We start from the raw sequence: 23,623 nt of genomic DNA on the forward strand, positions 1-23,623 counted from the left end.
TGTTCGTCCTTGAGTATCATACGTGTGGAGAATCTGGAAACGTGTTATGAAAAGAACAGCGTATTCCGTGATCTCAATTTTGAGGTGAGGGAAGGGGAGGTCACCACCATCATCGGGCCGAACGGCTGCGGTAAATCGACGCTGCTAAAAACGATCGGGCGCATTCTGAAGCAGAAGAACGGGAACGTTTTTTTCCGCGGACAAAATTTGAATACGATCCCGACCCGGAAGATTGCCCAGCATATCGCGCTTCTGCCGCAGAATCCAATCGCCCCACCGGAGCTTAAAGTGGAGGAACTCGTTTCGTACGGACGCTATCCGCACCGCAAAAACCTGAACAGGCTGTCTCCCCAAGATAAGGAAGTGATCGAGTGGGCGCTCACGGTCACGAATGTGGCCTCTTTCCGGGATCGGGAGATCGGAAGCCTGTCGGGCGGACAGAGGCAGAAAGTATGGCTGGCGATGGCTTTCGCCCAGGATACGGAAGTGCTGCTGCTCGACGAACCGACAACCTTCCTGGATATGGCCCATCAGCTGGAAGTTCTCCAGATCGTAGAGAAAATGAATATGGAGCGGAAGCAGACGATCGTCATGGTGCTTCACGACATCAACCATGCGGCCCGGTTTTCTCATCGGATCGTCGCCATGAAGAGCGGGCAAATTATCGCCACGGGACATCCCCATGAAATCATCACCAGGGAAGTGCTGAATCAGGTCTTCCATATCGATGCCCGGATTATGCTGGACCCGGAGAACGGGGCGCCCGTCTGCTACGGGTATGAAAGCTATTTGCGCAACAAGGCGGCTTCGGCCGCAGGCAGCACGGAACCGCAAAAAGAAGCGGTAAGCGAAGGAGTGAGATAGATTGAGTACAATCAACCGAGAGTATGCAGAACCCGGAGGGGCGGCAGCGGGGGTCCTGGAGCGCGTGACGATGCCGCGATCCGAGCAGCGTACGATGCGGTCGCGCGCGGAAAACCGGGAATACCGGATTTTCATCGCCGTCCCCGAAGGGGAAGCGCCCCCATCCGGATTCCCCGTGGTGTACGTGCTGGACGCCAACTCCGTCTTCGGCACGATGGTGGAGGCGGTCCGCGTCCAGTCCCGGGCGCCGGAGAGAACCGGCGTTATTCCCGCTATCGTGGTCGGTATCGGCTATCCGACGGACGGACCGTTTCATCCCGCACGGCATTACGATTTTACGCGTGAAATCCGCCTGGAGGATTTGCCCTTCAAGCTTCGGGCGGGAGAGCGGCCTGAGCATGGGGGAGCCGAAGCCTTCATGGGATTCATCGAAGACGAGCTGAAGCCGCGGATCGAAGAGACCTACCCTATCGACCGCAGGAGGCAGACAATCTTCGGCCATTCGCTGGGCGGACTTTTTGTGCTGCATATGCTGTACGCCAAGCCGGAAGCGTTCCAATGCTACGTAGCGGGCAGCCCCTCCATCCACTGGAATAAGCGGGTGCTGCTCGAAGAAGAGCGGGCTTTCGCGTCCAAGCTGTCAGCCTCCGCCGGAGAGCCGACGGGTGAGACTGCGGATATAAAGCTGTTCCTCGCCATCGGGGAACTGGAGAAATCGCATCATACCGGAGGCGGAGAGAATGCGGCCGAGCTTTGCGAGCGGCTTTCGGCATTAAGCGAATACGGTATGCTGACCGAGTTTAAGGAGTTCGAGGGAGAGGGGCACGTCTCCGTGCTGCCGCCGCTGATCAGCCGCGCCGTCAGGTTCGCGCTGCGTCCCGAACCCGCCGACCGGCAAGCGTAGCGGATTTTACGTGACCGTCCACCGCAGCGGTCCGGCGCCGTCCGAAGCAAACGCAACGGCTGCATTCGGACTGAAACGGAACATAAGCAAACGCAACGGCTGCATTCGGGCTGAAAGGGAACATAATGAGAGGGGGCTACCCGCGGAGTCATTTGAGATGACTCCGCGGGTAGCCCCTTTTTTGCCGGCAATGGGCGATTATTTCGCTCTGATTTCGAGAAGCTCGTATTTGATGACTCCGACCGGAGCATCCACGCTGATAATACTGCCGACCGATTTCCCCATCAGGGAGACCCCCAGCGGGCTTTCGTAAGAAATTTTATTGTCGGCTACATCCGCTTCGGCCGGGCCGACGATCCGGTACTCCACTTTTTCGGAAAATTCGATATCGTTCAGCACAACAATAGAGCCTACTTTAACGGTAGACGTATCCGTATTGTCGGAAACACGGGCTTTCTTCAGCATCCGCTCAATCGTAATAATCCGGGTTTCCATAAAGGCCTGATCGTCTTTTGCGGAGTGGTATTCGCTGTTTTCTTTTAAATCCCCGTAGCTGATCGCGGTTTTGAGGCGCTCTGCGAGCTCTTTGCGCTTCACGGTTTTGAGCTCTTCCAGCTCCTGCTCCAGCTGAGCCAGTCCTTCGGGGGTTAAAATCACTTCTTCTTCTGCCATGTAAACATCTCCTAAGGGTACCCAATCTTTTGATAACAGGTGTTTCTTGCATTGTACACTATATAAAGCAATCATGCGAACCTCAAGCGGGAAAAAGTCATCTTCTTTTATTTTGGTACCGCAGCGGGCATCCGGGATATGGTGGCTTACATGCGGACAGAGGGGCAGAAGGAAAGATCTTCACGAGAGGATCGGAACTTACCCGGGCTGCACCGCCTGAACGTACTACGGGAAGTCCGCTTGCACGGTCAAGTCCGGCTTCCCGATTTTGTCTGAAAAGGGGAGGAAATCAGTTGATTTATGAAGCCTTGGTGAAGCCAATGTTCTTTAGAAAGGAACCTGAGGAAGCTCACGATTTCGTCCTGCGGAATTTGCAAAGAATCCAGCGGCAGCCCGGGCTTCTGTATCTGATTGAGAAGCTGTACGGGGTCAGGAAGGAGCCCGGTCTGGCCAGCGAACTGCTTGGAACCCGTTTTCCCAGTCCCATCGGTCTTGCTGCGGGTCTGGACAAAGACGCCCGGGCCGTGCCCGCGCTTTCTTCGATGGGATTCGGATTTATGGAGGTGGGCGGCGTCACGCCCGTCGGTCAAGCGGGCAGCGACCGTCCGCGTCTGTTCCGCCTGCCCGAACGTCCTTTATTTATAAAGGACCGGGGATCAACCGGCAGTGCAGCAGCGAGCTGCTCGATTTACTGAAGCGGGACGGGTTTGCCAGCCTGTCCGAAGCGGTCGGGGCAGATCATGCGGCCGTTAGCGGTGCATGACGGGAAACAAGGCAAAAAGGCGGGGAATGTTCCCCGCCTTTTTTTGCCGTCAGATGTTGTTGACCGTTAGCTTGCCGCTGCCGCCGACGGATTTGATTTTGTTGATCAGCGCATTCTGGTTGCTGTTGGAAAGACGGATACAGCCGTAAGTCGGTCTGAGCGGGTACCACGAAGCGGACGAATCCGTGGAAGCATCGCCGCCGTGGATCATAAACCCGGACCGGCCGTTATTCTTGGCGATAAGCGCGTTGCCGCTCGTCGGATCGAGATTGACCCGGCTGTACGGGCCGTACGAGGACGTAGGCGTCCCGGCGCCGATGACGGAAGCGGCATACTCGCCGGTAGGCGTATCGGCATTCGTCATCTTCCAGTTGGCGTGATTGTTGTTGTTGGCGGGATCGTTCGATCCGCGTCCCAGCGCTTCGACCGGACCGAAGACAAGCGCTCCGCTTCCGTCGTACATTTTCAAGGTTCCTTTGTTGTCGCGGTTGGCAGGGAAATTGGCAATAATATGGTAACTCATAGAATCAGCCTCCAAATAGAATGTAGACGAGAACCCGATGGAGCCGCAGCGGGCAGGAAGGACTCCTCCTCCGTTTTCCGCCGCCTCGTTTTCCCTCTCATCTATGTAGGTAAAGGGGGGGCCGTTTTAACAACCGGAACTAAAAAAATCTCCTTCGGAAAGGAGATTTTTCTGAAACTTAGCCGCTCGCCGGGATGGCGCTTTCGTCAAGTCTTGTCCGATTCTGCGCCGCAAGAAGGAGGGACGTCATCGCTTTGTTTGACCAGCGCGATAAAGTCCGTCACGATGCTTTGGACGGCATCTTCGCGCGACATCCGGATGTAACGGCTGATTTTCAGAATATCGTCTTCGAAAACTTGCAGCAGCCGGAGCATGGCTTCGGGATCTCCGTCCTTGCTTAGCCTGACGAGATGGAGGAATTCTTCGTCTGAGATAGGAAGCGGAGCATTTTCCTTTTCCATTTATTCACCGCCTGTTGGGTCATATTAAGGTCCTTGGCGACCTGTGCTTCCGTCTTATCCTGAATGAAAAGCTCGTGGAGGACGATTCGGCCCGTCCGGGAAGGGAGAGATTGGATCAAGGCGAGCATGTCCAGCCTGCTGTCGGAGCTTTCGGTAAAGCTCCCGGCCGTAAACGAGTAGGCGTTGTCTGAAACCGAATATTCACGGTTGCTGATGACGCGGGCTTTATATTGGATACGCCAGCCGATCCGGTACACTTCCTTTCTGTATTTCTCCACCAAAGTAGACTGCTGAGACATAAAAAATCACCCCTTCGTCTTTATCTAATAGGGTAATTCCAGCCGTTTTTTTACAACTGTTTTTAGAACATATGTTCTTATTATTCTCTCTTTATTATACCTTATTTGTTGTAAAAAAGACACGTTTTTTACCTATAAAATGAGACAGAAAGGAGGGAGAAAAGGATGGATCTGAATATCGAGAATCTGGTTTCTCTGGCGACCAATGTCGGCTTTCCGGTTACGCTCTGCTTCGTTTTGCTCCGTTATGTTCTGCAGACGATGGGCGAAAAGCTGGATAAGCTGGACAGCTCGCTGAACAAATTGTGCCGGCTGATTAAAGAGATCGATGCCCGGGCCGACCGGGGACGCGGCAGAGAGGACAAGAACGGCACGCAGCCGTAAAAAAAGATGAGCCCACAGGGACTCATCGAATGCAGGAAACCCCCTGTCGGGTGAGACAGCGGGTTTCTTTTTTTGTTTAGGAGGTTCATCTAGACGGGTGAACGGCTATTTCACGGAAACAAGTTCTCCTTGGGTAAAAGAAACCAGGTCATCGGCCGTTAGCTGAAAAACCGCCTTGGGATGGCCGGCGGCTGCCCAAATCGTCTCGTACCGGAATAGATCTTCGTCAACCAAGGTTAGGATGGCTTCCGTATGGCCGAGCGGAGGGATGCCCCCGATCACATACCCTGTCGATTCGCGGACAAAATCCGCATCGGCTTTGCACAGAGTGTCGCCGACTTTTGCGCCGATTGCTTTCTCGTTAATGCGGTTGATTCCGCTCGCTACGACAAGAAGAGGCTTGCCGGTGCTTTCAAGACGAAAAACAATGGATTTGGCGATTTGCGCGGTTTCGCAGCCGATGGCATCGGCCGCTTCCTGCGCGGTCCTAGCATTGTCCGGAAGTTCAACGACTTTGCCGGTATGACCCAGCTCCAGCAGCTTGTCCTGGATTCGCTGGGCACTTTCCTTTAAAGATGACATCTTTCTTCTTCCTTTCCTAATCAGAATAGCCGGTTACAGATCGGCATAGTACATCATGACGTGAAGGACGGTTTCCTGCCCGGAGTGATTCTTGTAACGATGCGGCACATGGCCGGAGAACCGGATCGCTTTGCCTTGCGACAGGGTGTAGGACTCGTCCCCCAGCTGCAGGGTGAAACTCCCGGAAACGACCGTAATGTACTCGTGTACGCCCTCGTTATGGGGAGAAGAGAAATAACCTCCGCCGGCATCCAGAACAATCGTAAACGTTTCGAAACGTGTCTGCGCGTCAAAAGGGAAGAGTACGTAAACCCGGCACTTTCCGTCGTCTTCCGAGAGGACGGGAGAGGCCGAGGGGGACACGACCGATACGGCAAGGTCTTCCTCCGCAATCAGGGAGGAGAAGGATACATGCAGGCCGGTTGCGATTTTCCAGACCGTGGTGATGGTCGGCTGGGAATCCCCCCGTTCGATTTGATAAAGCATACCTTTGCTGACGCCGGTCAACTCGGAGACTTTATCGAGGCTCAGGCCCTTTTTTTTACGGATTCTTTCGAGATTGTGCCCGACAATAACATGAATGGGGTGTACGGAAATCACCTCGTCCTCTATGAGAGAAAGTCAATATATTGAATTAATTATATAATATATTAAACAAAAAATAAAGCGTCGAGAGCTATGAATTTCAGGAGTCTTCTTCCAACGGCCAGACGCGGGTTTGCGAGGGGGATGGTTGAATCCACACCCTCGAGATGTCGATAAGCCCGAACGAGTCCATCTGCCTGCCTTGCAAAGAGTCATGCAGATGGACTTTTTTGATCACATGACAGCCGAAGAGCAGCCAGTCGTTGTCTTTCAAGGTTCGCTCGGCTTCCCGGAGAAGCTTCATCCTGGAAGGTTCGGGAAATCCGGCGAAACCTTCCAGGATACGGTCCAGCAGGCCGAGCTGCTCCTCGGTGAGCAAGTGATGGAGGTAGTTGGAGCGGTTCTTGTAGTAGCTGATCAAGCCCCACTCCAGATCGTCCTCCAGCACTTCCTCCGCCGCAAGCAGGTCAGCTTCGGCGGCTACCCGGCTGCGCTCGAAACTTTGCATCGGCTGCAGGGTGAGCGGGAGCCCGGCCTGCGCGCAGCGGCTCAGGAGCCAGCGGGTTTCTTCCTCTTCCTCTTTTTTGCTCATAAAAAAGAGCTTAAGCGGCTCGCCTCGGTAGCCGGACTTCCGAAGCAACCGGACGGCTTCTTGGAGTGGCGCAGCCTCGAAGGAGGCTCCCTCGCTCTCGCTTTGGAGGAAACTGTCCGCCGGAGCGATCCGGTTGCCCTTCAGCTCCGCCACCATCGCGGCCCGGTCGAAAATGATCCTCAACGCTTTGCGGAAATCGGCGTTATGATGGATGCCGGGCTTGCGGAAATTGAACAGCAGGTAGCGGGACCCGGCTGCCGGATTGATTAAATTGGCCTTGAGCTCAGTCTGCCCGGATTCCGTGCCGATGGCGGTGACGGAGTCTTTCTCGTTCCCGCTGATTTGATAGCGCCGCTCGTTGGACGTATCTTCCGGCAGCAGGAGCAGCTCCACACGGTCCAGAAGAGGACGATGCCCGTAGTAAGCGTCGAACGCATTCAGCACAAGCAGCCGTTCGTTTTGTTCGGCTATCCGGAACGGTCCCGTCCCCGTCAGCCTATGAGAGGCGGGATCGAGATCGGCGGGTAGAATCGAAAACTGAACGGAGCTCAGGATATGGGGAAAAAAAAGGCTGCTCCGGCACAGCTTAAAGGTCAGCGTATACTCGCCGTCCGTTTCGATTTCGCCGATATCTTCGCACAGCCATGCCGAATGGGGCAGCCGTTTCAGCCTCCGCACAGTGAACAGTACGTCCAGAACCGTCAGGATGCGGCCGTGATGAAAGCGGACTCCTTTGCGCAGGAAAAAGGTCCAGCGCGTGCAGTCGTCGCTGCTCTGCCAGGCATGGGCCAGGCCGGGAACGAACCGGCCTTCGGCGGGTTCGTACGCGATCAGGCGGCTGCACACCTGGCTGATCAGGTAGGACTCGAACGTGGTGAAAATATATGCGGGATCGTGGGTCTCCAATTGCTTGTTATGCGTAACCCTGAGCACATCGAGACGGGCCCCGCCGCTTTCCTCGACCTGAAAGCCGAGGTGCGAATCAAGCATCGTTCTCAGCCGGTGTTTCAGAGAAACAGGCAAAGCGTCCATCGACAGTAGGTCGATCGCTTCTTTCAGCTTGCCTTTGTTCATCAGCTCCCGGAATAGGGGAAATACAGCGTCTTCCGGCTCTTTCAACAGCGTCAGGCGAGAAGAGTTCCCGCGTCCCCTTCCGGGCTGCCAGCGTATGTACTGCTCGTCCTCCAGCTTTCTAAGGATGAATTTCACATTGCGCGAAGAACAGCACAACAGGTCTGCCAGCCGCTCGACGGTAACGGGAAACGACCCGTCTTCGGACTTTTCCGATCCGGCCAGCAGCGGATAGAAGCGCAGAAAATGCTCGGTTATGTTCATGGCGGACTCCTTTTATACAAAGGTGAAAAACGTCATAGATTCTCATTCCATACTTTCTCCTTTTGTACTTCATTATACAGGATTATTCAGCTCGGTTGGTGCGGAAATCGGGTTTTGGATCGGTAGAAGTTAAAAAACGAAAAGACGAAACGTCGTCTTCTCAGCAAAACCCGCATATGATATATTAGGTAATACCTAAATAATTAAGGCAATGCCTAATATGTACTAGGGGTGAGTGTTCTGCTGATTTGGATGTTAAGGAAAATCATGGCGGAAAGAGGGCTGTGGACCGGTGCGGCGCTTGCCCGCCTTCTGAGGGAAAAGGCCGGTTACGACTTGTCGGCTCCTTCCATCTCCGCTCTTCTGAATGAATCGCCCAAACAGATGAAAGCGGACACGCTTGATGCCTTGTGTACCGCGCTCGATTGCACGCCGGGAGATTTGTGGGTTTACAAGCCGTCCGGCAGAAAAGGCGCATAAGCTGGCAATATTCAGAAGGAGATGAAGTCAATGGCCGTGAAAACGATCCTTCCTTTCGGAGATCCCCTGCTAAGGAAAGAAGCGAAGCCCGTTACGGAAGTTAACGCGAGAGCGCTCAAATTGCTGGATGATATGACGGATACGCTGTACGCCGAGGAAGGAAGGGCGGGATTGGCCGCTCCTCAGGTGGGCATTCTGCGCCGTGTCATTGTCATGGACTGCGGGGAAGGTCTTATTGAGCTGATAAACCCGGAGATCGTGGACATGAGCGGAGAACAGACCGGCCCCGAGGCGTGTTTGTCTTATCCGGGATATGCTGGAATCGTGAAGAGAGCAGACTATGTGAAGATCACGACGCTCGACCGGAGCGGGAACACGATTGAGCTGGAAGGGGAAGGCTACTTGGCGCGCTGTATTCAGCACGAGATGGACCACTTGAACGGCATTCTTTTCGTGGACCGTATCGTCCGGAACCGGTTTTATCAGGAACAGACGGGGCAGCCCGCGGATCTTGCCGAGGTTATCCGTCTTACGAATCGGAAGTTTTAAGCTGTGCTTACCGGAAAGGCAGCCGGGAACTCAGGTTCCGGGCTGCTTTTTTTTTGAAGGAAGAATGAACAGATACAACCGATAATCGGATACAGCAGAAGCCGGATCGGTCTTGCCCATCGTTTGACGAAGTTCTGTCCGGATAAAAAAATCGGGTTTTCCGTCATTTTTGTCAGAAAAAGTGCCTTTCCCGAGTCTGTATGACAGGTCAACTTTTTTGCGAGGTGCTTATCTTGAATCACTCCACGACGAATTTAAAAAACTGGGAACAGATGGATGACAACAGTCTGGTGCAGCGGGCGCAGGAAGGGGAGCGGGAGGCGTTCGGGGAACTGGTCCGGCGGCACCGGTCCCGCATGTACGGGTATGCGCGGACGATTACCCGGGAATCTTTTCTGGCGGAGGACATTGTCCAAGATGCGCTGGTGAAGGCTTTTCTGCACCTGGGCACTCTGGTCGAGGCCGATAAGTTCCTGCCCTGGGTACACCGGATTGTGCGCAACCAGGCGTTCACCCGGCTGAAACAAACATCGGCCCGGGAACGCGTCTTCTCGCAGCTTGCCCCAATGTGGAAGGATACGGGCGAAGAATCGCGGGAATGTGGGGACCTGGACCGCATTCTGGACCGACTCGGCCGCACGGCCTCGGATAAAGCGGATTCGCAGCTCACCCCCGAAGAGACGTACATGCAGAAGGAGACGCTGGAGATCCTGACCGGAATCGTCGGCTGCTTAAAACCGCGGGAACGGCGTATTTTCGAGTCGCATTTCTTCGACCAGCTCTCTCCGCAGGAAATCGCCGGGCTGTTCGAACTCTCCTCCGCGAATGTATACCAGATTATTAGCCGTTCCCGGAAAAAAGTGATGCAGGAAAGAACCCGCATAACGGTTGGCTCCTATATGAGCACGAGAAAGGATAGGGGAGATATGAAAACGGTTATTGTTCCGGATCATGAAAGTTTCACGGAGGCGCAGAGCTGGACCACGGCGGCGGACGCCCTGTACGCGATGCTGAAAGCTGCGGGCGAGACGCTGTCCCATTCGATGGTTATGGGACTTACCGGGCATGCGTTCCGGCTTAACATCGTGCCGTCCAGCGTTCATATTGCGGGCCCGACCGCCTACAGCTTTGCGGGGGTTCTTTCCAAGGGATTGGAGAACATCGGCTATCAATCGTCTTATGTGGACGGGATGAGCGGAACGCTCGGAACGAATGCGAATCTTCTTGACCCGGTGCTTTTGGGCAAAGAAGCGATGGCCAAACGCGGCATCAACCAGGCGCTGCCCGAAGCTCTCGACTTGATCCACCGTTCTCTCGACAGGGGCATACCCGTGCTGGCCTGGGACTTGTTCCTGCCCGAATTCGGGCTGATCTACGGATACGACGACGAGCGGCATTTACTTCATGCGTATGAATGCGGCAAGAAGGATACGCTGGAATACGACAATTTGGGGCGCAGTGTGAAAGAGGAGATTTTCGTGCTGGCACTCGCCGATTCCACCGGTACGACCTTCAAGCAGCGGCTTGGCCGGGCGATGAACATGATCGTGGACCATTACGACGGAAGAGAACGGGACGATTGTACCGGCTCGGTAAAAGGGCTGGCGGCGTATGATGCCTGGATCGCAGCTTTCCGGGGAGGAGAAATCGAACCCAATGGAAATGCCTACAACATTGCGGTCGTAAGGGACGCGCGGACTCATGCCGTCCGGTTTCTGAACGAAGCGGCGGAGCAGTGGCCTCTAGCCGAAGAAACTGCGGCAGGTTTTGCGGATGTTCCGGTCCTCGCGCACAAAGCGGCTCAGAAATACAAGGAAGCGCTGGAGCATTTCTCCGTTCTCAAAGAGCTGTTCCCGTTCCCACAGGGCGGCGACCCTAACGAATCGGATGCTTCCGCCAAAGCGATTTCCCTGTTGGAACTCATTAAAGAACGCGAACAAACAGCGGTCGGCTATCTCCGCGAACTGTCGGATCTGCTGCGTTAAAGGAAAGCTTCCTCGATTAGAACAGGAAAAGCCGCCGGATATTCGGCGGTTTTATTTTTGCTTAAGATGGCGCACGACAAAAAGAGGGTTTCAGTGTGGAAAGTGTTGTGTTATAATTTTACCTATCGGTAAGTAAAAAATAAAAGGAACAGGCTAGCGATGAGGGGGAAAAATCCATGTCCAACAATCAGACCCACCAGCAAATTCTCGAAGCCGCCTTCAAACTGTTTGCGGAACACGGCATTGATAAAACAAGTCTCGCCATGATTGCGGCCGAAGTCGGGATTACGAAGCCCGCCATCTATTATCATTTTTCTTCGAAAGAGGCGTTGATCGCGTTTATTTTCGAGGAAACGTTCCGGGACTATATGTTTTCCCATTACTTCAAGCTCGACGAATTTACTAAAGAAAATTTTCAGACGCTGCTTGTCGAGAACGGGTTGAAAATGCTCCCGCAGGAAGAAGAAGAATACAGCGTCCTGCGGGTTTTGAACGAATTTCTGCTGGCTGTAAGCCGTCAGGACGTCTACCAGCAGCGGCTGTATGACATTGAAAAAGACTTTCTGCTGGGCTTCACGGCCTTAATGGAAAAAGGCGTGGAACTCGGCGTCGTCGCTCCGGACAAAATTTCGGCCAAAGCTTACGTGCTTGCGCTTGTCATCGACAATTTAAGCAACTTCATGCTGATGGGCTTTAACCCGGATGTGAGAGAAGTCTGGGGGGAAGCTGTCGCCGGCGTTTTGATCCGCCCCTGAAAACTGGCGGGTGTATGAACAATTGTACCGCTCGTGTTTATTTTAAGCAAAGCAGGTGATGTCTTATGACAAGCTTACATACACAACCGCAGCAGGTAACGGTCGGTCTCGACAACGCGTCGAGGATCATTCTGCTTGCCGGTCCGGTCCTTCTGGGAAGCGTTCTGGGCTACTTTATCCCAAGCCTCGCCAGACTGGCGCTCAAACTTCCCTGGATCCCGTATCAGGGTCCCATTGAAGCCATTACTTCTTTTCACGGGCCTTTGGTCAGTCTTGTTACAGCTTTGCTGGGTGCGGCTGCGGGGTTGTGGTTTACGGGGGAGGCGTTTAAGGAAATCGTGTTCGTCACCCTCTCGGAGCATGAAATTCAGTTGAAAAAGAACGGCCGCGTGCAGACGATTCCCAAAGAATCGGTCCGGCTCGTATTTATGGACGGCAAGCAAATGGTTATTCTGGGAGAAGGCGGCCGGGAATTGGCCCGGGAAACGTACGAAGCTCCCGCGGAGAGCCTGCCCGCCGCTTTGCGGCCCTTCGGCTATACCTGGTCGGGAGAAGGGGACCCGTACAAAGAGCGGTACGCGAGGTGGGTGCCCGATATGCCCGGCGTCAGCCCGCCCGTCAATGCGCTTCTGAAAGCGCGCGAACACGCGCTGCAAAAGAAGGAGAAGGAAGAAGCGGCGGATCTGCGGCGCGAAATCGCGAGGCTCGGCGTCGTTGTCCGGGACGAGGGAACACGCCAGTACTGGCGCGGAACGGACGAAGGACACGGTTAACCCGCGTCCTTCACCGTACTATGCCGGATGCTTCCCGGCATCCGGCTCTGTTCGCCCGCATGCGCGCGGGGCTGCCTCTCTGAGACGAGCGCAAGGTGTCGCGCGACGATTGTCTCAGAGAGTGAGAAACCGCGGCGAGTTGATTTGCGGGCAGGGGCAGGGCGGTCAGATTCACGGCACGCGCACGTAAAAACGCTCGTCGTGATTGTCCACCCGGACCGGCGCTTCGAAAAACTCGCTCAACGTCGCGGTGTTCATCAGCTCGCCGGTCTCGCCCTGGCGCACGACTTCGCCTTTCCTGAGCAGCAGCGTGTGTCCGAACACCGGAAGAATTTCTTCGGTGTGGTGGGTCACGTAGATCAGGGTCGGCGTCTCTTCCTGCCGCGTCAGTTCACGGATGCTCTCCAGCAGCTTCTCGCGCGAAAACAGATCGAGCCCGTTGCACGGCTCATCCAGAATGAGCAGCTTCGGATCGGCCATCAGCGCTCTGGCGATGAGAACTTTCTGCTTCTCTCCCTGGGAGCAGGTCCGGAATTCGCGGTCCCACAGATGCAGGCAGCCCATCGTTCGCATGAGGACTTCGGCTCTGTTTAAGTCTTCTTCCGTAAGACGTTCGTACAAGCCGATTGTGGCGTACTTGCCGCTGATGACGACGCTTTGGGCTTTATCCGCCCCGTACAGCTTGTCCTGCAGGGAAGAGCTTACCCAGCCGATCGACTGCCGCAGCTCCCTCAGGTCGATTTCGCCGAACCGGTGCCCGAGCACGGTAACGCTGCCGCGGGTCGGCCAGATATAGCCGTTAATGAGATTGAGCAGCGTCGTTTTGCCCGACCCGTTCAACCCGAGAAGCGCCCAGTGCTCTTGGGGCCGAATCGTCCAGTTGACACTCTTCAGCAGTTCCTTGCTGCCTGTTTTCCAGGTAACGTCTTTAAGCTCGATGATTGCAGTATTCATGGCTATCCGTCTCCATTTTCGTCAAATTGCGGGGATGCCCCGTAAGCTTTTTATTTATCATAAAGAGAGATGCGGCCGCTGTCGATACCGATTGTGCCGGATCCGCGTCTAAAAAAAGCAATTTTCGCTATTGCTGAGGAGGTGCAGGCCCATGAAGCTGGAAATGACCACTAGTCGTCTCGAATTGTACAAATACGAGGAATCGTACGTGAACGAACCGCACCGCCATCCCGACTGGTTCCAGATGACGATCCCTGTCCGCGGAGCCTGCGAGTTTACGCAGTCCGGCATGACGTACCGCCTGGCGGAAGGGGAAGCGCTGATCCAGCGTCCCGAGGAGGAGCATCATTTCAGGACGGGGCCGGGGGAGAGCGTGCTGATTGTCAAGCTGCACGGGAGTCTCTTGCCGGTGCCGGAAGACCGCGGAAACCGGTTCGACGTAAATCCGGCCGAAGCGGCCGAAAGATTCGGAGTCTGGACGTCGGAGATGATCAATTCCCGGAACGACGAGAGCCTCCGGGCCGCCGAAAGCCGTGTCGTGCATGAGGTGAGCCGAATGCTTGAAGCGGGGATGCCTCCGGCGCCCGGACACGCTGCGGACACGGATCTCATCCGTACCATAGCGGACCCCCATTTGCGGGACGCCTGGGACTACATACGGGCGCATTACAAATCCGCGATCCCCGTGGAGACACTGTCGGCCATTGCCCTGCAAAGCCGGTATCATTTTATCCGCTCCTTTAAAGCGGCGACGGGATTGACTCCCCACCAGACCATTCTGAAGCTAAGAATGCAGGAGGCCCGGCGGCTTTTGATAAGCACAACCGAAACCGTCACGGCGATCAGTGCGGGACTGGGTTTCTCAAGCGCAAGCCAGTTTTACCGGGCGTTTTTGAAGAACGAGGGCAAAACGCCCGAACAGTACCGCCGAGAAACCGTATCTAACCGTTGATTGACCCGAAAAACGGCCGCACCCGCTGCCGTTTTTTTTTGCGTCTGTCACCGGCTGTTGTCTGCTTTTATACGAATACAGCCTTTTTTCGGCCAATCCCGCCTCTTTTATCTCGGTAATTGACTGCTTATGCAACGCGTTGCTTAGTTAAATGGTCCCGATTTCGTTAGGATTATAAGACTATATACATAAATATCCATTTTCCTATAGATTAGTAATGCAAACAAATATTTATAGTTAAAGGAGAATGATGATGTCACATTGGAAATATCCGCTCTCTACCAAATTTATGTATCGGGCCCTCTGTCTAGCCTTGGGAAGCGCCATTTTGTTATCACCTATGCAAGCGCTTGCAGCATCAGAAACGTCGCATGCCGTTGAGGCGGGAGCTTCTTTTTCCTCTCATAAATACGAAAATGATAACGCTTACAGAAAAGGCGGTAAGCATAAGCGTTTGACTCAGGGGAGCCAGCTCGAGGTCGGTGAAAGCCGTGTTCTCAGCTCCAAGGAAGTCCGTAAAGAATGGGACGGCATCGAGCCGGAATACGGACCGGATAAGGCCGTAGAGGCTGTCAAAGCGGTACTGCCGCAAAAGGACTACGAGGAACTGTTTCCGTATCGGCTTGGCTCGGCCCAGTGGCATGAAGCGGCCAAAGGGAAGGAGTACTACAAGGAAAATCAGACCGATTATTTCTCTTACGACAACCTCATTCAAGCCGTAACCGAGGCGGCGAACATCAAGTACAAAGTCAGCACGCGGAAGGGGTCCAAAAATTCGCAGGAGGTTTTCCGGCTTGACAAAGAAGGGAAGACGGAAACGTTAGTCTCCCGTTCGGCCGACTTCAATTCGGAAGCCAACCGGAGCAAAATCATCGAAACCGAAATCGTGGACTACGGCACCTTCCTGAAAGAAGGCACGAAGAAAAACCGCAAGCGGGAGCTTGCCGCTTTCCTGGCCCATCTCTCCCACGAGACGGGCGGCGGATGGGATGGAGCTCCGGGCGGACCGCTGCGCTGGGGGTTGTTCTGGAATGAAAATATCGCCGGCCGAACGGGACAGAATATGTCCAATTTCGTCGATCCCGACAGTTCCAAGCTGTACCCGGGCTTCGGGGAAAAGCGTTATTACGGACGCGGGCCGATTATGCTCAGCTGGAACTTCAACTACGGTCTGTTCAGCTCGATCATTTACGGAGACAAGAACATTTTGCTTAAAAATCCGGAGATCGTGGCGGCCGAAGGCAAAATCGGTTTCATGACGGCGATTCTGTTCTGGATGACGCCTCAGGCGCCGAAGCCGTCCGCGCACGATGTCATGATCGGCAGGTGGAAACCGTCGAAAGAGCTGGCCGAGAAAGGGCTTAAGCCTGCCGGTTTCGGCATTACGACGATGGTGCTTAACGGGCTGGAAGCCAATCAGCCTGAAACCCGCCGTGCGGCCCATTACCGGGATATTACGAGCCGGATGGGCGTCGATATCTCAGGGGAGAAGCTGGATACGCTGGGAATGAAGCCGTTCTGACGAAGCGAGAGTTTGCAGACACGCGAAGGCTGCCGGGAAACCGGCGGCTTTTTTTTTGCATTAAAAAACAATAAAATACTTCTTATTCATTGAATTCTACAAGAAATAGTTGTTTTATCATGTATGAGAAAGACATACAACAAATTATAATCTGTGTAAAACTATGCTAATAAATTGTAAATACATACAAAGATTTCAGAAAATAATAGGTTGAATATTTAGGGGGAGAATGTATGGGCACCGATAAGGAATGCTGGTTGAATGCACCATTCATAGATTGTACAAACGGAGATGACTATGAACATCATCCAGGTTGATCGCATTGTAAAAGAATATAAAACGAACAAACGGTTTCACGGACGGTTCGGGGCTTTAAAGACACTATTTTCCAAAGAGTACGAACGCACCAAAGCTGTCAATGACATTACCTTTACAGTTGCCAAAGGCGAGTCGATCGGTTATCTGGGGCCTAACGGTGCCGGTAAATCAACGATGATCAAAATGATGACCGGTATTCTCGTCCCTTCTGAGGGAAACCTGCTGGTTTTCGGACTGAATCCGCATAAGCACCGCAGGGAGATTTCGAAAAAAATCGGCGTTGTATTCGGACAAAGAAGCCAATTGTGGTGGGATCTTCCGGTTGTAGACTCCTTTGAGCTTCACAAGCATATTTACGGAATTTCAGATAGGGACTATTTAAATAGGCTCGAACAATTCACCTCCATGTTTGATATGGCAGAATTTCTCCATAAACCTGTCCGACAGCTTAGTCTCGGACAACGGATGAAAGCAGAGATCGCCCTGGCGCTGCTGCATTCCCCAGAAATTTTGTTTCTGGACGAGCCGACGATCGGTCTGGATGTGATGACCAAGCATAACATCAGGCAGTTTCTTCGCAAAGTGAATGTGGAAATGAACGTGACGATTCTTTTGACGACACACGATCTAAAAGACATTGAGGAGATTTGCAACCGTATTCTGATCGTCAATCAGGGAAGCTGTGTGTTTGACGGTACAGCCGCAGAGCTCAAGAAGCTTCACCTCGGACAATGCAGCAAAAAAATCATTCTCGAATTCAACGCCGACCCCGGCATCATCACACTGTCACACGCAACCCTGTTTAAGGACGAGGGGATTCGCAAGCATTTCGAGTTGATTCCTTCCGATACCGGTGAACCCGTTTCGATCATGACCGTGCTCAACAATCTTTCCTGTGTGAACGACATAAAAGATATTTCTATCGAGGATGTCGGCATTGATGAAGTCATGCGCGCCGCTTTTGTAAACTACAGTCAAAAAGATCAAAAGTGAGATGGCCAATGAAAAAATATGTTTCGTACATGCAGAAATCTTTTTTTCTCTGCTTAAGCTACCGCTCAGAGGTGTGGCTGCGGATCTTAGGTAATGTTGTAATCATCTACATTCAGGTATCCATATGGTCTTCTCTTATTCGCCATGCCGCACACTACGGATTCACATTGGAGGACATGATCGCTTATTCGATCGTAACTACGGCGGTGACTAACTTGCTGATGACCCATGTATTCCGGACGGTGGACAGTAAGTTAAAAACAGGCGATATTTGTATGGATCTGCAGAAGCCGGTCGTTTTTCCGTTCTACTTGTTTTTTTATCAGCTGGGCATCACGGCGTTTCAAACGCTATTTACGACAATTCCGTCCGTCGCTTTAGCTTTTTTATTTTTTGGTTTCCAGCCGCCGGAACTAGACAAACTTATTCCTTTCCTATTCAGTGTTCTCCTTGCGCTTTTGATTTCATTCCTGTTCGGGTATTTAATTGCGCTGATCTCATTTTGGTTTCTGACGACATTTGCTCTGGAATGGACATTCGGCGCCCTCATGCTCATCTTCTCCGGCTCATTTTTACCGATATGGTTTTTTACGCCGGTCTGGGCCAAAATAGCGGAAGCACTCCCGTTTCAGTACTTGGGATTTATTCCGAGTGCCATCTATATGGGAAAAGTAGCGGAACCGTACATGGCGCTGGGCAAAGGCGCGTTGTGGGCGCTTTTTCTGTTACTGGTCGTGAGCTTCTTATGGAAGAAGGCTGTAAATCGACTTGAGGTTCAAGGCGGATAGAGAAGAGAGGGAAGTCTGTTGACCGTTCGTTTGTTTTTTCACTTTCTTCGGATTATATTTAAAAGCCGCATGGAATACCGTGCCGATTTCTTTCTCGGCGTGTTCGGTCAAATATTAGGATACGCCGCTGATTACGTGATTCTCTGGCTGTTAATACAGTCTTTCTCAACGATAGACGGGTGGACTTGGCCGGAACTCGCGTTTTTGGTTAGCCTCAACATATTGAGCTATGCAATTGGCGCATCATTCACTTACACTCCGACGGCTAATATGGAAGAACTGATCCGAACAGGAGACTTTGATAAATATTTGACCAAACCGTTGAATACATTGATGTATTTGATTGCGAGCCTGTTCAATTTCGGATATATCGCGCATATTACGATTTCGTTGTCCATTCTATTATGGTCCGTAACCGCGCTTCCCGTGCAATGGACGTTTCTTAAAATCTTGTACCTGATCTGTATCTTAATCGGCGGGGCCATGATTCAGGCGGGAGCATTGATATTAGTCAGCTGCTGGGGCTTTTTGTTCACAAAGTCACAATATTTGTTCAGTTTGTATTTTAAAATGAAAGAATTCATCTCCTATCCTATGTCGATCTACGCGCCGTTTATTCAAATCTGTTTGACCTGGATTATTCCGTTGGCTTTTATAAATTATTACCCTTCCTTGTTCTTGCTCGGAAAGCAGGAAGGGGTTCTGGTTTACCTGACTCCTCTACTCGGACCCGTCTTTCTCACAGTCGTGATTAAGCTGTGGTTTGCCGGCGTGAACCGTTATCAGGGAACGGGAAGTTAACGCTCAGGAAACCTAAGGCTGCTGATACCATCACCTTCGTGGATCGGCAGTTTTTTTGCGTGGCTTAAAATAATTCCCAAGGGATGCCGCCCCGCTTTGCACCTCTTTTGGCGGCATGGTAAGGTAAAGGAAAGCTGCTGCGCTATTTAACTGCTGAAGAGGTTGTGAAGCTGTCATGTATAAAATTTTCATCGTGGAAGATGACCCGAAAATCGCCGGCCTTCTGCGTTCGTATCTCGTCAAGTACGGATACGAAGTGGACGAAGCGGAAGATTTCGGCCGCGTTCTGGACGCGTTTTTGGCGTCAAGGGCCCACCTGATCCTGCTGGACGTCAATCTCCCAAGCTATGACGGATTTTACTGGTGCCGCCAGATCCGTGCCCATTCCGTTTGTCCGATTCTGTTTATTTCCGCGCGGGACAGCCAGATGGACCAGGTGATGGCGCTGGAGAACGGGGCGGATGATTATATAACGAAACCTTACGACATGGAAATCGTTCTGGCCAAAATCCGCAGTCACCTGCGGAGAGCTTACGGCTCGTATGCTCAGACTCAGGAGGAAAGAACCGTGCAGTGCGGTTCACTCGTGCTGTATCCGGAGCGGTATGTCGTCAGCGTGGAGGGCCGGTCCGCCGAATTGACGCAGAAGGAATCGGTGCTGCTGGAGGCGCTGATGGAGAAGCAGGGACGCGTCGTCGGCCGGGAACGGCTGCTCGACCTGATGTGGGAAGATCAGCATTTTATAGACGACAATACGCTGAACGTATATATCACCCGGGTCCGCAAAAAGCTCAAGGAACTGGGCTGCCCGCAAGCCGTGGATACCGTAAGAGGGGCCGGGTACCGCTTCGGCGCGGCGCCTCCCGGACAAGTATGAGCCTGTTCTGGAAAGACCACAAGCCGCTGCTGCTGTTTTATCTGGTCCAGATGCTGCTGGTGCCCGTGCTCTACTGGCTGAGCGGGGAAGGCCGTCCGCCCGGGATCGTACTTTACGGGATGGCGATCAGCTTCGCCGTGCTTCTGCTGTATCTCCTTTTCCGGTATTGGCAGCAAAATGCGCTCTACAACAGCCTGGACAATCCTTCGTCCGCCGCGGACGACAGCTTTGAGATTCCGGGAGACTCGGCGCTCGCGGAGGCGTTCCGGGAAGTGCTTCGCGCGAAAGAGCGGATGTATGAGCAGCAGCTGCACGCGTATCAAAGCAAAATGGACCGGCACATCGAGTTTATGAACCGCTGGGTCCATCAGATGAAGACCCCGCTGTCGGTCATGCAGCTCACGATCCGGGAGCTGGAAGACGAGCAGATGCGGAGCCTTCAGGAAGAGCTCGACCGCATCCGGAAAGGGCTGGAGATGGTGCTCTACACCTCGCGGCTCGACCGGTTCAGCGAAGATTTCCGCGTGGAAACGACGAACCTTCTGCGGGTGGTGGGCGAGTCGGTAGCGGAAAACCGGCGGCTCTTCATCCGCAAAGGGATTGCCGCGAAGCTTCACATCGACGAGAGTCTGGAGGTGTACACCGACCGGAAATGGCTGCGTTTTATGCTCGGTCAGATTTTGACCAATGCCGTTAACTATTCCGCCTCGAAAGGGGACAGCGTCTTCATTGCCGCTTTCAGGAAGGGAAACGCCACCGTGCTCGAAATTACGGACCAGGGGATCGGAATTGCCCGTGAAGACTTGAAGCGGGTGTTCAATCCGTATTACACGGGCCAGAGGGGCAGGCAGTACCACGAGTCGACGGGAATGGGCCTGTACCTGGTCAAAGAGATCGCCGGGAAACTCGGACACGCCGTGGAGCTGGAATCGGAGGCGGGTGCCGGCACGACCGTGCGGATCCTTTTCCAGCCGGGACTAAGAACCTGACCGGAGGCCACCGTGCAAGTAGGGCGCTGCAAGCTGCAGCGCTCTTTTTTTGCCCGTGGGGGCGGCCCGCGAATACTTCCGAACGGAAAGGCGAACATAATCTTACAGCGATTGTAAGGATGCGTTAAGGTAAATCCATAGCCGGTTAGCCCACTATTTTGTACAGTAGGGGTAAGCTAGCTGATTCACGAACAGAAACCGGACAGAGTATTCCGGGACAGGAGTGAGAAACATGGATATTTTACAAGTAAAGGCTCTCCATAAAACGTATCCGGGCAAAGTCGTGACCCATGCTTTAACGGATATTCATTTAACGATCGGGAAAGGCGAGTTTGTCGGAATCATGGGCCCATCGGGAAGCGGTAAAACGACACTGCTGAACATGGTGTCGACCATTGACCGGCCGAGTTCGGGTGAAGTAAACATCAACGGACAGAATCCGTACCTGATGAAGAAAAAAGACCTCGCCGCGTTCCGCCGCAGGCAGCTCGGCTTCGTTTTTCAGGATTTTAACTTGCTGGACACATTAACGGTTGCGGAGAATATCGTGCTCCCGCTGACGCTGGACAACCGTAAGCTGAGTGAGATGGACCGCAAGCTGGAGGAAGTCGCCGCGCGCCTGGGCATTACGGATATTCTCGGCAAACGCGTGTACGAGATATCCGGCGGGCAGCGCCAGCGGACGGCCATCGCGAGGGCCGTCATCACTTCGCCGGTTCTGCTCCTGGCGGACGAACCGACGGGCTCTCTCGACTCCAACGCCTCGCGCGTCGTGATGGAGTCTCTTGCGGAGATCAACGAGCGTGAAGGCACAACGCTTATGCTCGTGACGCATGACCCGCTCGCGGCGAGCTACTGCCAGCGCATCGTCTTTATCAAAGACGGGAAGCTGGCCGCCGAAATTCACCGGGGCGACAGCAGGCAGACGTTTTTCCAGAACATCATCGACACACTGTCTTTCTGGGGAGGGAATACGAATGAACTTTCCTCGATTCGCGTTTAATAACGTCAAACGCAACGGCCGGGCTTACTTTGCCTATTTTCTGAGCAGCGCGTTTATGGTGATGATTTTTTTCACGTATGCCGTATTCATCTATCATCCTCAGCTCGACCGTTCCCTGATGGGACCGATGACCCGGGCCGGAATGCAGTTCGCCGCGTATGTCGTGTTCATTTTTTCGTTTTTCTTCGTTCTGTATTCCATTAGCATGTTTCTTAAATCCAGGAATAAGGAATTCGGCATTTTAACGATTCTAGGTGCGGACTCGGGCCAGATCAACCGGTTGATTTTCCTGGAAAACATCCTGGTCGGAGCCGCCTCCATCGTTACGGGCATTTTCAGCGGGATTTTTCTGTCAAAGCTGTTCCTGCTCATCAGTATGAAAATGACGGGCATGGAAAATTTGCCGTTTTACTGGCCGATCTGGGCGATTCTTCTGACCGCGGGCAGCTTCGCTCTCTTGTTTCTCGTTATTTCCGTGCTGACGCTGTTTTTTATTCGTAAAAATAACGTTCTGGAGCTTCTGAACGGAAGTAAAAAGCCTAAAAAAGAGCCGAAGCTGTCGATCTGGCTCTGCCTGCTCGGTATTGTTCTGCTCACGGCAGGCCTTCTGGCGCTGCGGATCGGGGAACTGGCACCCGGCAATATCTTTATAGCGGCGGTAACGGGAATCGCGGGCACGTATTTCTTTTATTCGCAGCTGACCGTGCTGGCTATCCGCGCCGTGAAACGCAGCCGGAAGAGAGTGTGGCGGGAAACAAGATTACTGTGGGTGTCGGAGTTCAGCTACAAGCTCAAAGATAACGCCAGGATGTTGTTTCTGGTGACGGTCGTAACGTCCGTTTCCTGCATGAGTGCGGGCTTCGTCCTGTCCTTCGAGCAGGAGAACCGGGCTTATTATTTAAACAATCCCACGGCCATTCACTATACATCTTACGAGCCGGATAACTCCGATAAAGAATTGAAAGTTATAAACGGCATGCTGAAGGACGCGGGAACGGCTTACAACCTGCTGGAGACGGACTCCTTTTATGCCTTGCTCAAAGGAAAAAAAGGTTCCTATGTGGATCTCGTATCCGTGAGCGAATTTAATAAGGTCACAGACGCTTTCGGCAAGGGGCAGCTCGGACTCGAAGCCATAAATACCGGGGAAGCCGCGGTTATCTATACGAAAGAAACGGGAGCGGCGGACATACCGGCGGGACCGGTCGAATTGGAGAAACTGCCGGGTACTTTGCAGGTGAACCAGACGCGAAAAATGGAATCGCTGGCTTCCCTGTACAGCTCGGGAGCGGCGCTTGTGCTGGAGGATCAGGAGTTTAAGCGGCTTAAAAGCGCTTCCGAACAAAGTAGTTCGTTCCGTTCCCGGAACTTTGTCTATTTTGTTCCGGAATGGAACACGGGCAAACTGCCCGGATTAGACAGCCCGGAAACGCTGGTCGGCAATAAACTGCTGGCCTGGCACGACGAGCTTCAGAAGAAGCGTGAAACGGACAGCTTTATCACGGTCCGGGCCCAGAACTTCTTGGAGACGCAGCAGGCCACATCACTGTTCCGGTTTATCGGAGTGTTCATCGCGCTTATTTTCTCGATATCGACCGCAAGCTTTCTCTATTTCAAGCTTCATACGGAGCTGGCGGCGGACAGTCAGATGTACCGCGCGCTTTCGAAGATCGGCCTCAGCGCCGGCGAAATGAGAAAATCGGCGACGGTTCAAATCGCGCTGCTGTTTTTTACGCCGATCGTCGTTTCAACCGTTCAGACTGTTGTCGTTCTGGGACCCGTGATGAACCGGTTCGGCGTTGCCAAATCGCTCGGTCCTTCCCTAATCGTATCAGCCGGTTTCCTCGCCGCGCAGGCGGTATACTTCCTCATTGTGCGTTCGCGCTATGTGCGTACCTTGAACAAGTGGATGGTCTAAAT

26 protein-coding genes are annotated in these 23,623 nt (G+C 53.3%); 18 read left to right on the top strand and 8 right to left on the bottom strand.

Features of this window, described 5'->3' with window-relative positions; all coding sequences use genetic code 11:
• Positions 1 to 9: 9 nt before the first annotated feature.
• Positions 10 to 864 carry an ABC transporter ATP-binding protein gene (locus KVT34_RS04235; protein ID WP_217556841.1) on the top strand — a complete coding sequence of 285 codons (855 nt, stop codon included), beginning with the start codon at positions 10 to 12 and terminating at the stop codon, positions 862 to 864.
• Between the two features lies 1 nt (position 865).
• The gene (locus tag KVT34_RS04240) at positions 866 to 1,768 is read left to right on the top strand and encodes an alpha/beta hydrolase (protein WP_302695019.1); all 903 of its coding nucleotides are present in this window, start codon (positions 866 to 868) and stop codon (positions 1,766 to 1,768) included.
• Positions 1,769 to 1,966: 198 nt separating this feature from the next.
• Here the strand turns inward: KVT34_RS04240 and greA are convergent, their stop codons facing one another.
• The gene (greA, locus tag KVT34_RS04245; RefSeq protein WP_217556842.1) at positions 1,967 to 2,440 is read right to left on the bottom strand and encodes a transcription elongation factor GreA; all 474 of its coding nucleotides are present in this window, start codon (positions 2,438 to 2,440) and stop codon (positions 1,967 to 1,969) included.
• A gap of 293 nt (positions 2,441 to 2,733) precedes the next feature.
• Between greA and KVT34_RS04250 the strand changes: the two genes are divergently transcribed.
• Positions 2,734 to 3,135, top strand: a complete 402-nt coding sequence (locus tag KVT34_RS04250; protein ID WP_254634521.1) for a dihydroorotate dehydrogenase — start codon at positions 2,734 to 2,736, stop codon at positions 3,133 to 3,135.
• A gap of 117 nt (positions 3,136 to 3,252) precedes the next feature.
• Here KVT34_RS04250 and KVT34_RS04255 read toward each other — a convergent pair whose 3' ends face one another.
• The 3 genes from KVT34_RS04255 to KVT34_RS04265 all read right to left on the bottom strand — a co-directional run bounded on the left by KVT34_RS04255 (position 3,253) and on the right by KVT34_RS04265 (position 4,486).
• The gene (locus KVT34_RS04255; protein WP_217556843.1) at positions 3,253 to 3,726 is read right to left on the bottom strand and encodes a L,D-transpeptidase family protein; all 474 of its coding nucleotides are present in this window, start codon (positions 3,724 to 3,726) and stop codon (positions 3,253 to 3,255) included.
• A 206-nt stretch (positions 3,727 to 3,932) separates the two neighbouring features.
• Positions 3,933 to 4,187: a helix-turn-helix domain-containing protein gene (locus tag KVT34_RS04260; RefSeq protein ID WP_217556844.1), complete on the bottom strand. Its 255-nt coding sequence runs from the start codon at positions 4,185 to 4,187 to the stop codon at positions 3,933 to 3,935.
• Positions 4,124 to 4,486 carry a sigma-70 RNA polymerase sigma factor region 4 domain-containing protein gene (locus KVT34_RS04265; protein WP_217556845.1) on the bottom strand — a complete coding sequence of 121 codons (363 nt, stop codon included), beginning with the start codon at positions 4,484 to 4,486 and terminating at the stop codon, positions 4,124 to 4,126. Before KVT34_RS04265 ends, KVT34_RS04260 begins: the two co-directional genes overlap by 64 nt.
• A gap of 165 nt (positions 4,487 to 4,651) precedes the next feature.
• Between KVT34_RS04265 and KVT34_RS04270 the strand changes: the two genes are divergently transcribed.
• Positions 4,652 to 4,870: a hypothetical protein gene (locus KVT34_RS04270; RefSeq protein ID WP_217556846.1), complete on the top strand. Its 219-nt coding sequence runs from the start codon at positions 4,652 to 4,654 to the stop codon at positions 4,868 to 4,870.
• Between the two features lie 105 nt (positions 4,871 to 4,975).
• On the opposite strand, the gene KVT34_RS04275 is transcribed toward KVT34_RS04270, so the two are convergent.
• The 3 genes from KVT34_RS04275 to KVT34_RS04285 all read right to left on the bottom strand — a co-directional run bounded on the left by KVT34_RS04275 (position 4,976) and on the right by KVT34_RS04285 (position 7,964).
• Positions 4,976 to 5,452, bottom strand: coding sequence for a YbaK/EbsC family protein (locus KVT34_RS04275; RefSeq protein WP_217556847.1), 477 nt, complete (start codon positions 5,450 to 5,452; stop codon positions 4,976 to 4,978).
• Positions 5,453 to 5,485: 33 nt separating this feature from the next.
• Positions 5,486 to 6,052, bottom strand: coding sequence for a helix-turn-helix domain-containing protein (locus KVT34_RS04280; protein WP_309244060.1), 567 nt, complete (start codon positions 6,050 to 6,052; stop codon positions 5,486 to 5,488).
• Positions 6,053 to 6,137: 85 nt separating this feature from the next.
• The gene (locus KVT34_RS04285; RefSeq protein ID WP_217556848.1) at positions 6,138 to 7,964 is read right to left on the bottom strand and encodes an ABC transporter substrate-binding protein; all 1,827 of its coding nucleotides are present in this window, start codon (positions 7,962 to 7,964) and stop codon (positions 6,138 to 6,140) included.
• 240 nt (positions 7,965 to 8,204) lie between these two features.
• Here KVT34_RS04285 and KVT34_RS04290 point away from each other — a divergent pair, with 240 nt between their 5' ends.
• The 5 genes from KVT34_RS04290 to KVT34_RS04310 all read left to right on the top strand — a co-directional run bounded on the left by KVT34_RS04290 (position 8,205) and on the right by KVT34_RS04310 (position 12,506).
• On the top strand, positions 8,205 to 8,444 hold the full coding sequence (locus KVT34_RS04290; protein WP_217557272.1) for a helix-turn-helix domain-containing protein: 240 nt from the start codon (positions 8,205 to 8,207) through the stop codon (positions 8,442 to 8,444).
• Positions 8,445 to 8,474: 30 nt separating this feature from the next.
• A complete protein-coding gene (gene def / locus KVT34_RS04295) occupies positions 8,475 to 8,993 on the top strand; it encodes a peptide deformylase (protein WP_217556849.1) in 519 nt (172 codons plus the stop codon).
• A 200-nt stretch (positions 8,994 to 9,193) separates the two neighbouring features.
• Positions 9,194 to 10,978: an RNA polymerase sigma factor gene (locus KVT34_RS04300; RefSeq protein ID WP_217556850.1), complete on the top strand. Its 1,785-nt coding sequence runs from the start codon at positions 9,194 to 9,196 to the stop codon at positions 10,976 to 10,978.
• 176 nt (positions 10,979 to 11,154) lie between these two features.
• The gene (locus KVT34_RS04305; RefSeq protein ID WP_217556851.1) at positions 11,155 to 11,733 is read left to right on the top strand and encodes a TetR/AcrR family transcriptional regulator; all 579 of its coding nucleotides are present in this window, start codon (positions 11,155 to 11,157) and stop codon (positions 11,731 to 11,733) included.
• Between the two features lie 65 nt (positions 11,734 to 11,798).
• Positions 11,799 to 12,506 (top strand): YqeB family protein, encoded by a 708-nt coding sequence (locus tag KVT34_RS04310; protein WP_217556852.1) that lies wholly within the window; start codon positions 11,799 to 11,801, stop codon positions 12,504 to 12,506.
• 171 nt (positions 12,507 to 12,677) lie between these two features.
• Here the strand turns inward: KVT34_RS04310 and KVT34_RS04315 are convergent, their stop codons facing one another.
• Positions 12,678 to 13,460 (bottom strand): ABC transporter ATP-binding protein, encoded by a 783-nt coding sequence (locus KVT34_RS04315; RefSeq protein ID WP_217556853.1) that lies wholly within the window; start codon positions 13,458 to 13,460, stop codon positions 12,678 to 12,680.
• A 151-nt stretch (positions 13,461 to 13,611) separates the two neighbouring features.
• Between KVT34_RS04315 and KVT34_RS04320 the strand changes: the two genes are divergently transcribed.
• The 9 genes from KVT34_RS04320 to KVT34_RS04360 all read left to right on the top strand — a co-directional run bounded on the left by KVT34_RS04320 (position 13,612) and on the right by KVT34_RS04360 (position 23,621).
• Positions 13,612 to 14,412 (top strand): helix-turn-helix domain-containing protein, encoded by an 801-nt coding sequence (locus tag KVT34_RS04320; protein WP_217556854.1) that lies wholly within the window; start codon positions 13,612 to 13,614, stop codon positions 14,410 to 14,412.
• A gap of 253 nt (positions 14,413 to 14,665) precedes the next feature.
• Complete coding sequence (locus KVT34_RS04325) at positions 14,666 to 15,934, top strand: chitinase (protein ID WP_217556855.1); 1,269 nt, start codon at positions 14,666 to 14,668, stop codon at positions 15,932 to 15,934.
• A 297-nt stretch (positions 15,935 to 16,231) separates the two neighbouring features.
• Positions 16,232 to 17,245, top strand: coding sequence for an ABC transporter ATP-binding protein (locus tag KVT34_RS04330; RefSeq protein WP_217556856.1), 1,014 nt, complete (start codon positions 16,232 to 16,234; stop codon positions 17,243 to 17,245).
• Between the two features lie 8 nt (positions 17,246 to 17,253).
• Positions 17,254 to 18,033, top strand: a complete 780-nt coding sequence (locus KVT34_RS04335; protein WP_217556857.1) for an ABC transporter permease — start codon at positions 17,254 to 17,256, stop codon at positions 18,031 to 18,033.
• A gap of 69 nt (positions 18,034 to 18,102) precedes the next feature.
• Complete coding sequence (locus KVT34_RS04340) at positions 18,103 to 18,834, top strand: ABC transporter permease (RefSeq protein ID WP_254634609.1); 732 nt, start codon at positions 18,103 to 18,105, stop codon at positions 18,832 to 18,834.
• 175 nt (positions 18,835 to 19,009) lie between these two features.
• Positions 19,010 to 19,711 (top strand): response regulator transcription factor, encoded by a 702-nt coding sequence (locus KVT34_RS04345; RefSeq protein WP_217556859.1) that lies wholly within the window; start codon positions 19,010 to 19,012, stop codon positions 19,709 to 19,711.
• Positions 19,708 to 20,700, top strand: coding sequence for a sensor histidine kinase (locus tag KVT34_RS04350; protein WP_217556860.1), 993 nt, complete (start codon positions 19,708 to 19,710; stop codon positions 20,698 to 20,700). The genes KVT34_RS04345 and KVT34_RS04350 overlap by 4 nt, the downstream gene beginning before the upstream one ends.
• Positions 20,701 to 20,932: 232 nt before the next feature.
• On the top strand, positions 20,933 to 21,703 hold the full coding sequence (locus tag KVT34_RS04355) for an ABC transporter ATP-binding protein (protein ID WP_217556862.1): 771 nt from the start codon (positions 20,933 to 20,935) through the stop codon (positions 21,701 to 21,703).
• Positions 21,678 to 23,621, top strand: coding sequence for an FtsX-like permease family protein (locus KVT34_RS04360; RefSeq protein WP_217556863.1), 1,944 nt, complete (start codon positions 21,678 to 21,680; stop codon positions 23,619 to 23,621). The genes KVT34_RS04355 and KVT34_RS04360 overlap by 26 nt, the downstream gene beginning before the upstream one ends.
• Positions 23,622 to 23,623: the final 2 nt, after the last annotated feature.

Origin of the sequence: Paenibacillus sp. GbtcB18, assembly GCF_019091125.1 — a bacterium.
Classification (GTDB): Bacteria; Bacillota; Bacilli; order Paenibacillales; family NBRC-103111; genus Paenibacillus_F; species Paenibacillus_F chitinolyticus.

What these genes read in the sequence shown, in the direction of transcription:
- greA (WP_217556842.1), bottom strand. Translation starts at nt 2,440, where the DNA reads ATGGCAGAAGAAGAAGTGATTTTAACCCCCGAAGGACTGGCTCAGCTG.
- KVT34_RS04255 (WP_217556843.1), bottom strand. Translation starts at nt 3,726, where the DNA reads ATGAGTTACCATATTATTGCCAATTTCCCTGCCAACCGCGACAACAAA.
- KVT34_RS04260 (WP_217556844.1), bottom strand. Translation starts at nt 4,187, where the DNA reads ATGGAAAAGGAAAATGCTCCGCTTCCTATCTCAGACGAAGAATTCCTC.
- KVT34_RS04265 (WP_217556845.1), bottom strand. Translation starts at nt 4,486, where the DNA reads ATGTCTCAGCAGTCTACTTTGGTGGAGAAATACAGAAAGGAAGTGTAC.
- KVT34_RS04270 (WP_217556846.1), top strand. Translation starts at nt 4,652, where the DNA reads ATGGATCTGAATATCGAGAATCTGGTTTCTCTGGCGACCAATGTCGGC.
- KVT34_RS04275 (WP_217556847.1), bottom strand. Translation starts at nt 5,452, where the DNA reads ATGTCATCTTTAAAGGAAAGTGCCCAGCGAATCCAGGACAAGCTGCTG.
- KVT34_RS04285 (WP_217556848.1), bottom strand. Translation starts at nt 7,964, where the DNA reads ATGAACATAACCGAGCATTTTCTGCGCTTCTATCCGCTGCTGGCCGGA.
- def (WP_217556849.1), top strand. Translation starts at nt 8,475, where the DNA reads ATGGCCGTGAAAACGATCCTTCCTTTCGGAGATCCCCTGCTAAGGAAA.
- KVT34_RS04300 (WP_217556850.1), top strand. Translation starts at nt 9,194, where the DNA reads ATGACAGGTCAACTTTTTTGCGAGGTGCTTATCTTGAATCACTCCACG.
- KVT34_RS04305 (WP_217556851.1), top strand. Translation starts at nt 11,155, where the DNA reads ATGTCCAACAATCAGACCCACCAGCAAATTCTCGAAGCCGCCTTCAAA.
- KVT34_RS04310 (WP_217556852.1), top strand. Translation starts at nt 11,799, where the DNA reads ATGACAAGCTTACATACACAACCGCAGCAGGTAACGGTCGGTCTCGAC.
- KVT34_RS04315 (WP_217556853.1), bottom strand. Translation starts at nt 13,460, where the DNA reads ATGAATACTGCAATCATCGAGCTTAAAGACGTTACCTGGAAAACAGGC.
- KVT34_RS04320 (WP_217556854.1), top strand. Translation starts at nt 13,612, where the DNA reads ATGAAGCTGGAAATGACCACTAGTCGTCTCGAATTGTACAAATACGAG.
- KVT34_RS04325 (WP_217556855.1), top strand. Translation starts at nt 14,666, where the DNA reads ATGTCACATTGGAAATATCCGCTCTCTACCAAATTTATGTATCGGGCC.
- KVT34_RS04330 (WP_217556856.1), top strand. Translation starts at nt 16,232, where the DNA reads ATGAACATCATCCAGGTTGATCGCATTGTAAAAGAATATAAAACGAAC.
- KVT34_RS04335 (WP_217556857.1), top strand. Translation starts at nt 17,254, where the DNA reads ATGAAAAAATATGTTTCGTACATGCAGAAATCTTTTTTTCTCTGCTTA.
- KVT34_RS04340 (WP_254634609.1), top strand. Translation starts at nt 18,103, where the DNA reads ATGGAATACCGTGCCGATTTCTTTCTCGGCGTGTTCGGTCAAATATTA.
- KVT34_RS04345 (WP_217556859.1), top strand. Translation starts at nt 19,010, where the DNA reads ATGTATAAAATTTTCATCGTGGAAGATGACCCGAAAATCGCCGGCCTT.
- KVT34_RS04350 (WP_217556860.1), top strand. Translation starts at nt 19,708, where the DNA reads ATGAGCCTGTTCTGGAAAGACCACAAGCCGCTGCTGCTGTTTTATCTG.
- KVT34_RS04355 (WP_217556862.1), top strand. Translation starts at nt 20,933, where the DNA reads ATGGATATTTTACAAGTAAAGGCTCTCCATAAAACGTATCCGGGCAAA.
- KVT34_RS04360 (WP_217556863.1), top strand. Translation starts at nt 21,678, where the DNA reads ATGAACTTTCCTCGATTCGCGTTTAATAACGTCAAACGCAACGGCCGG.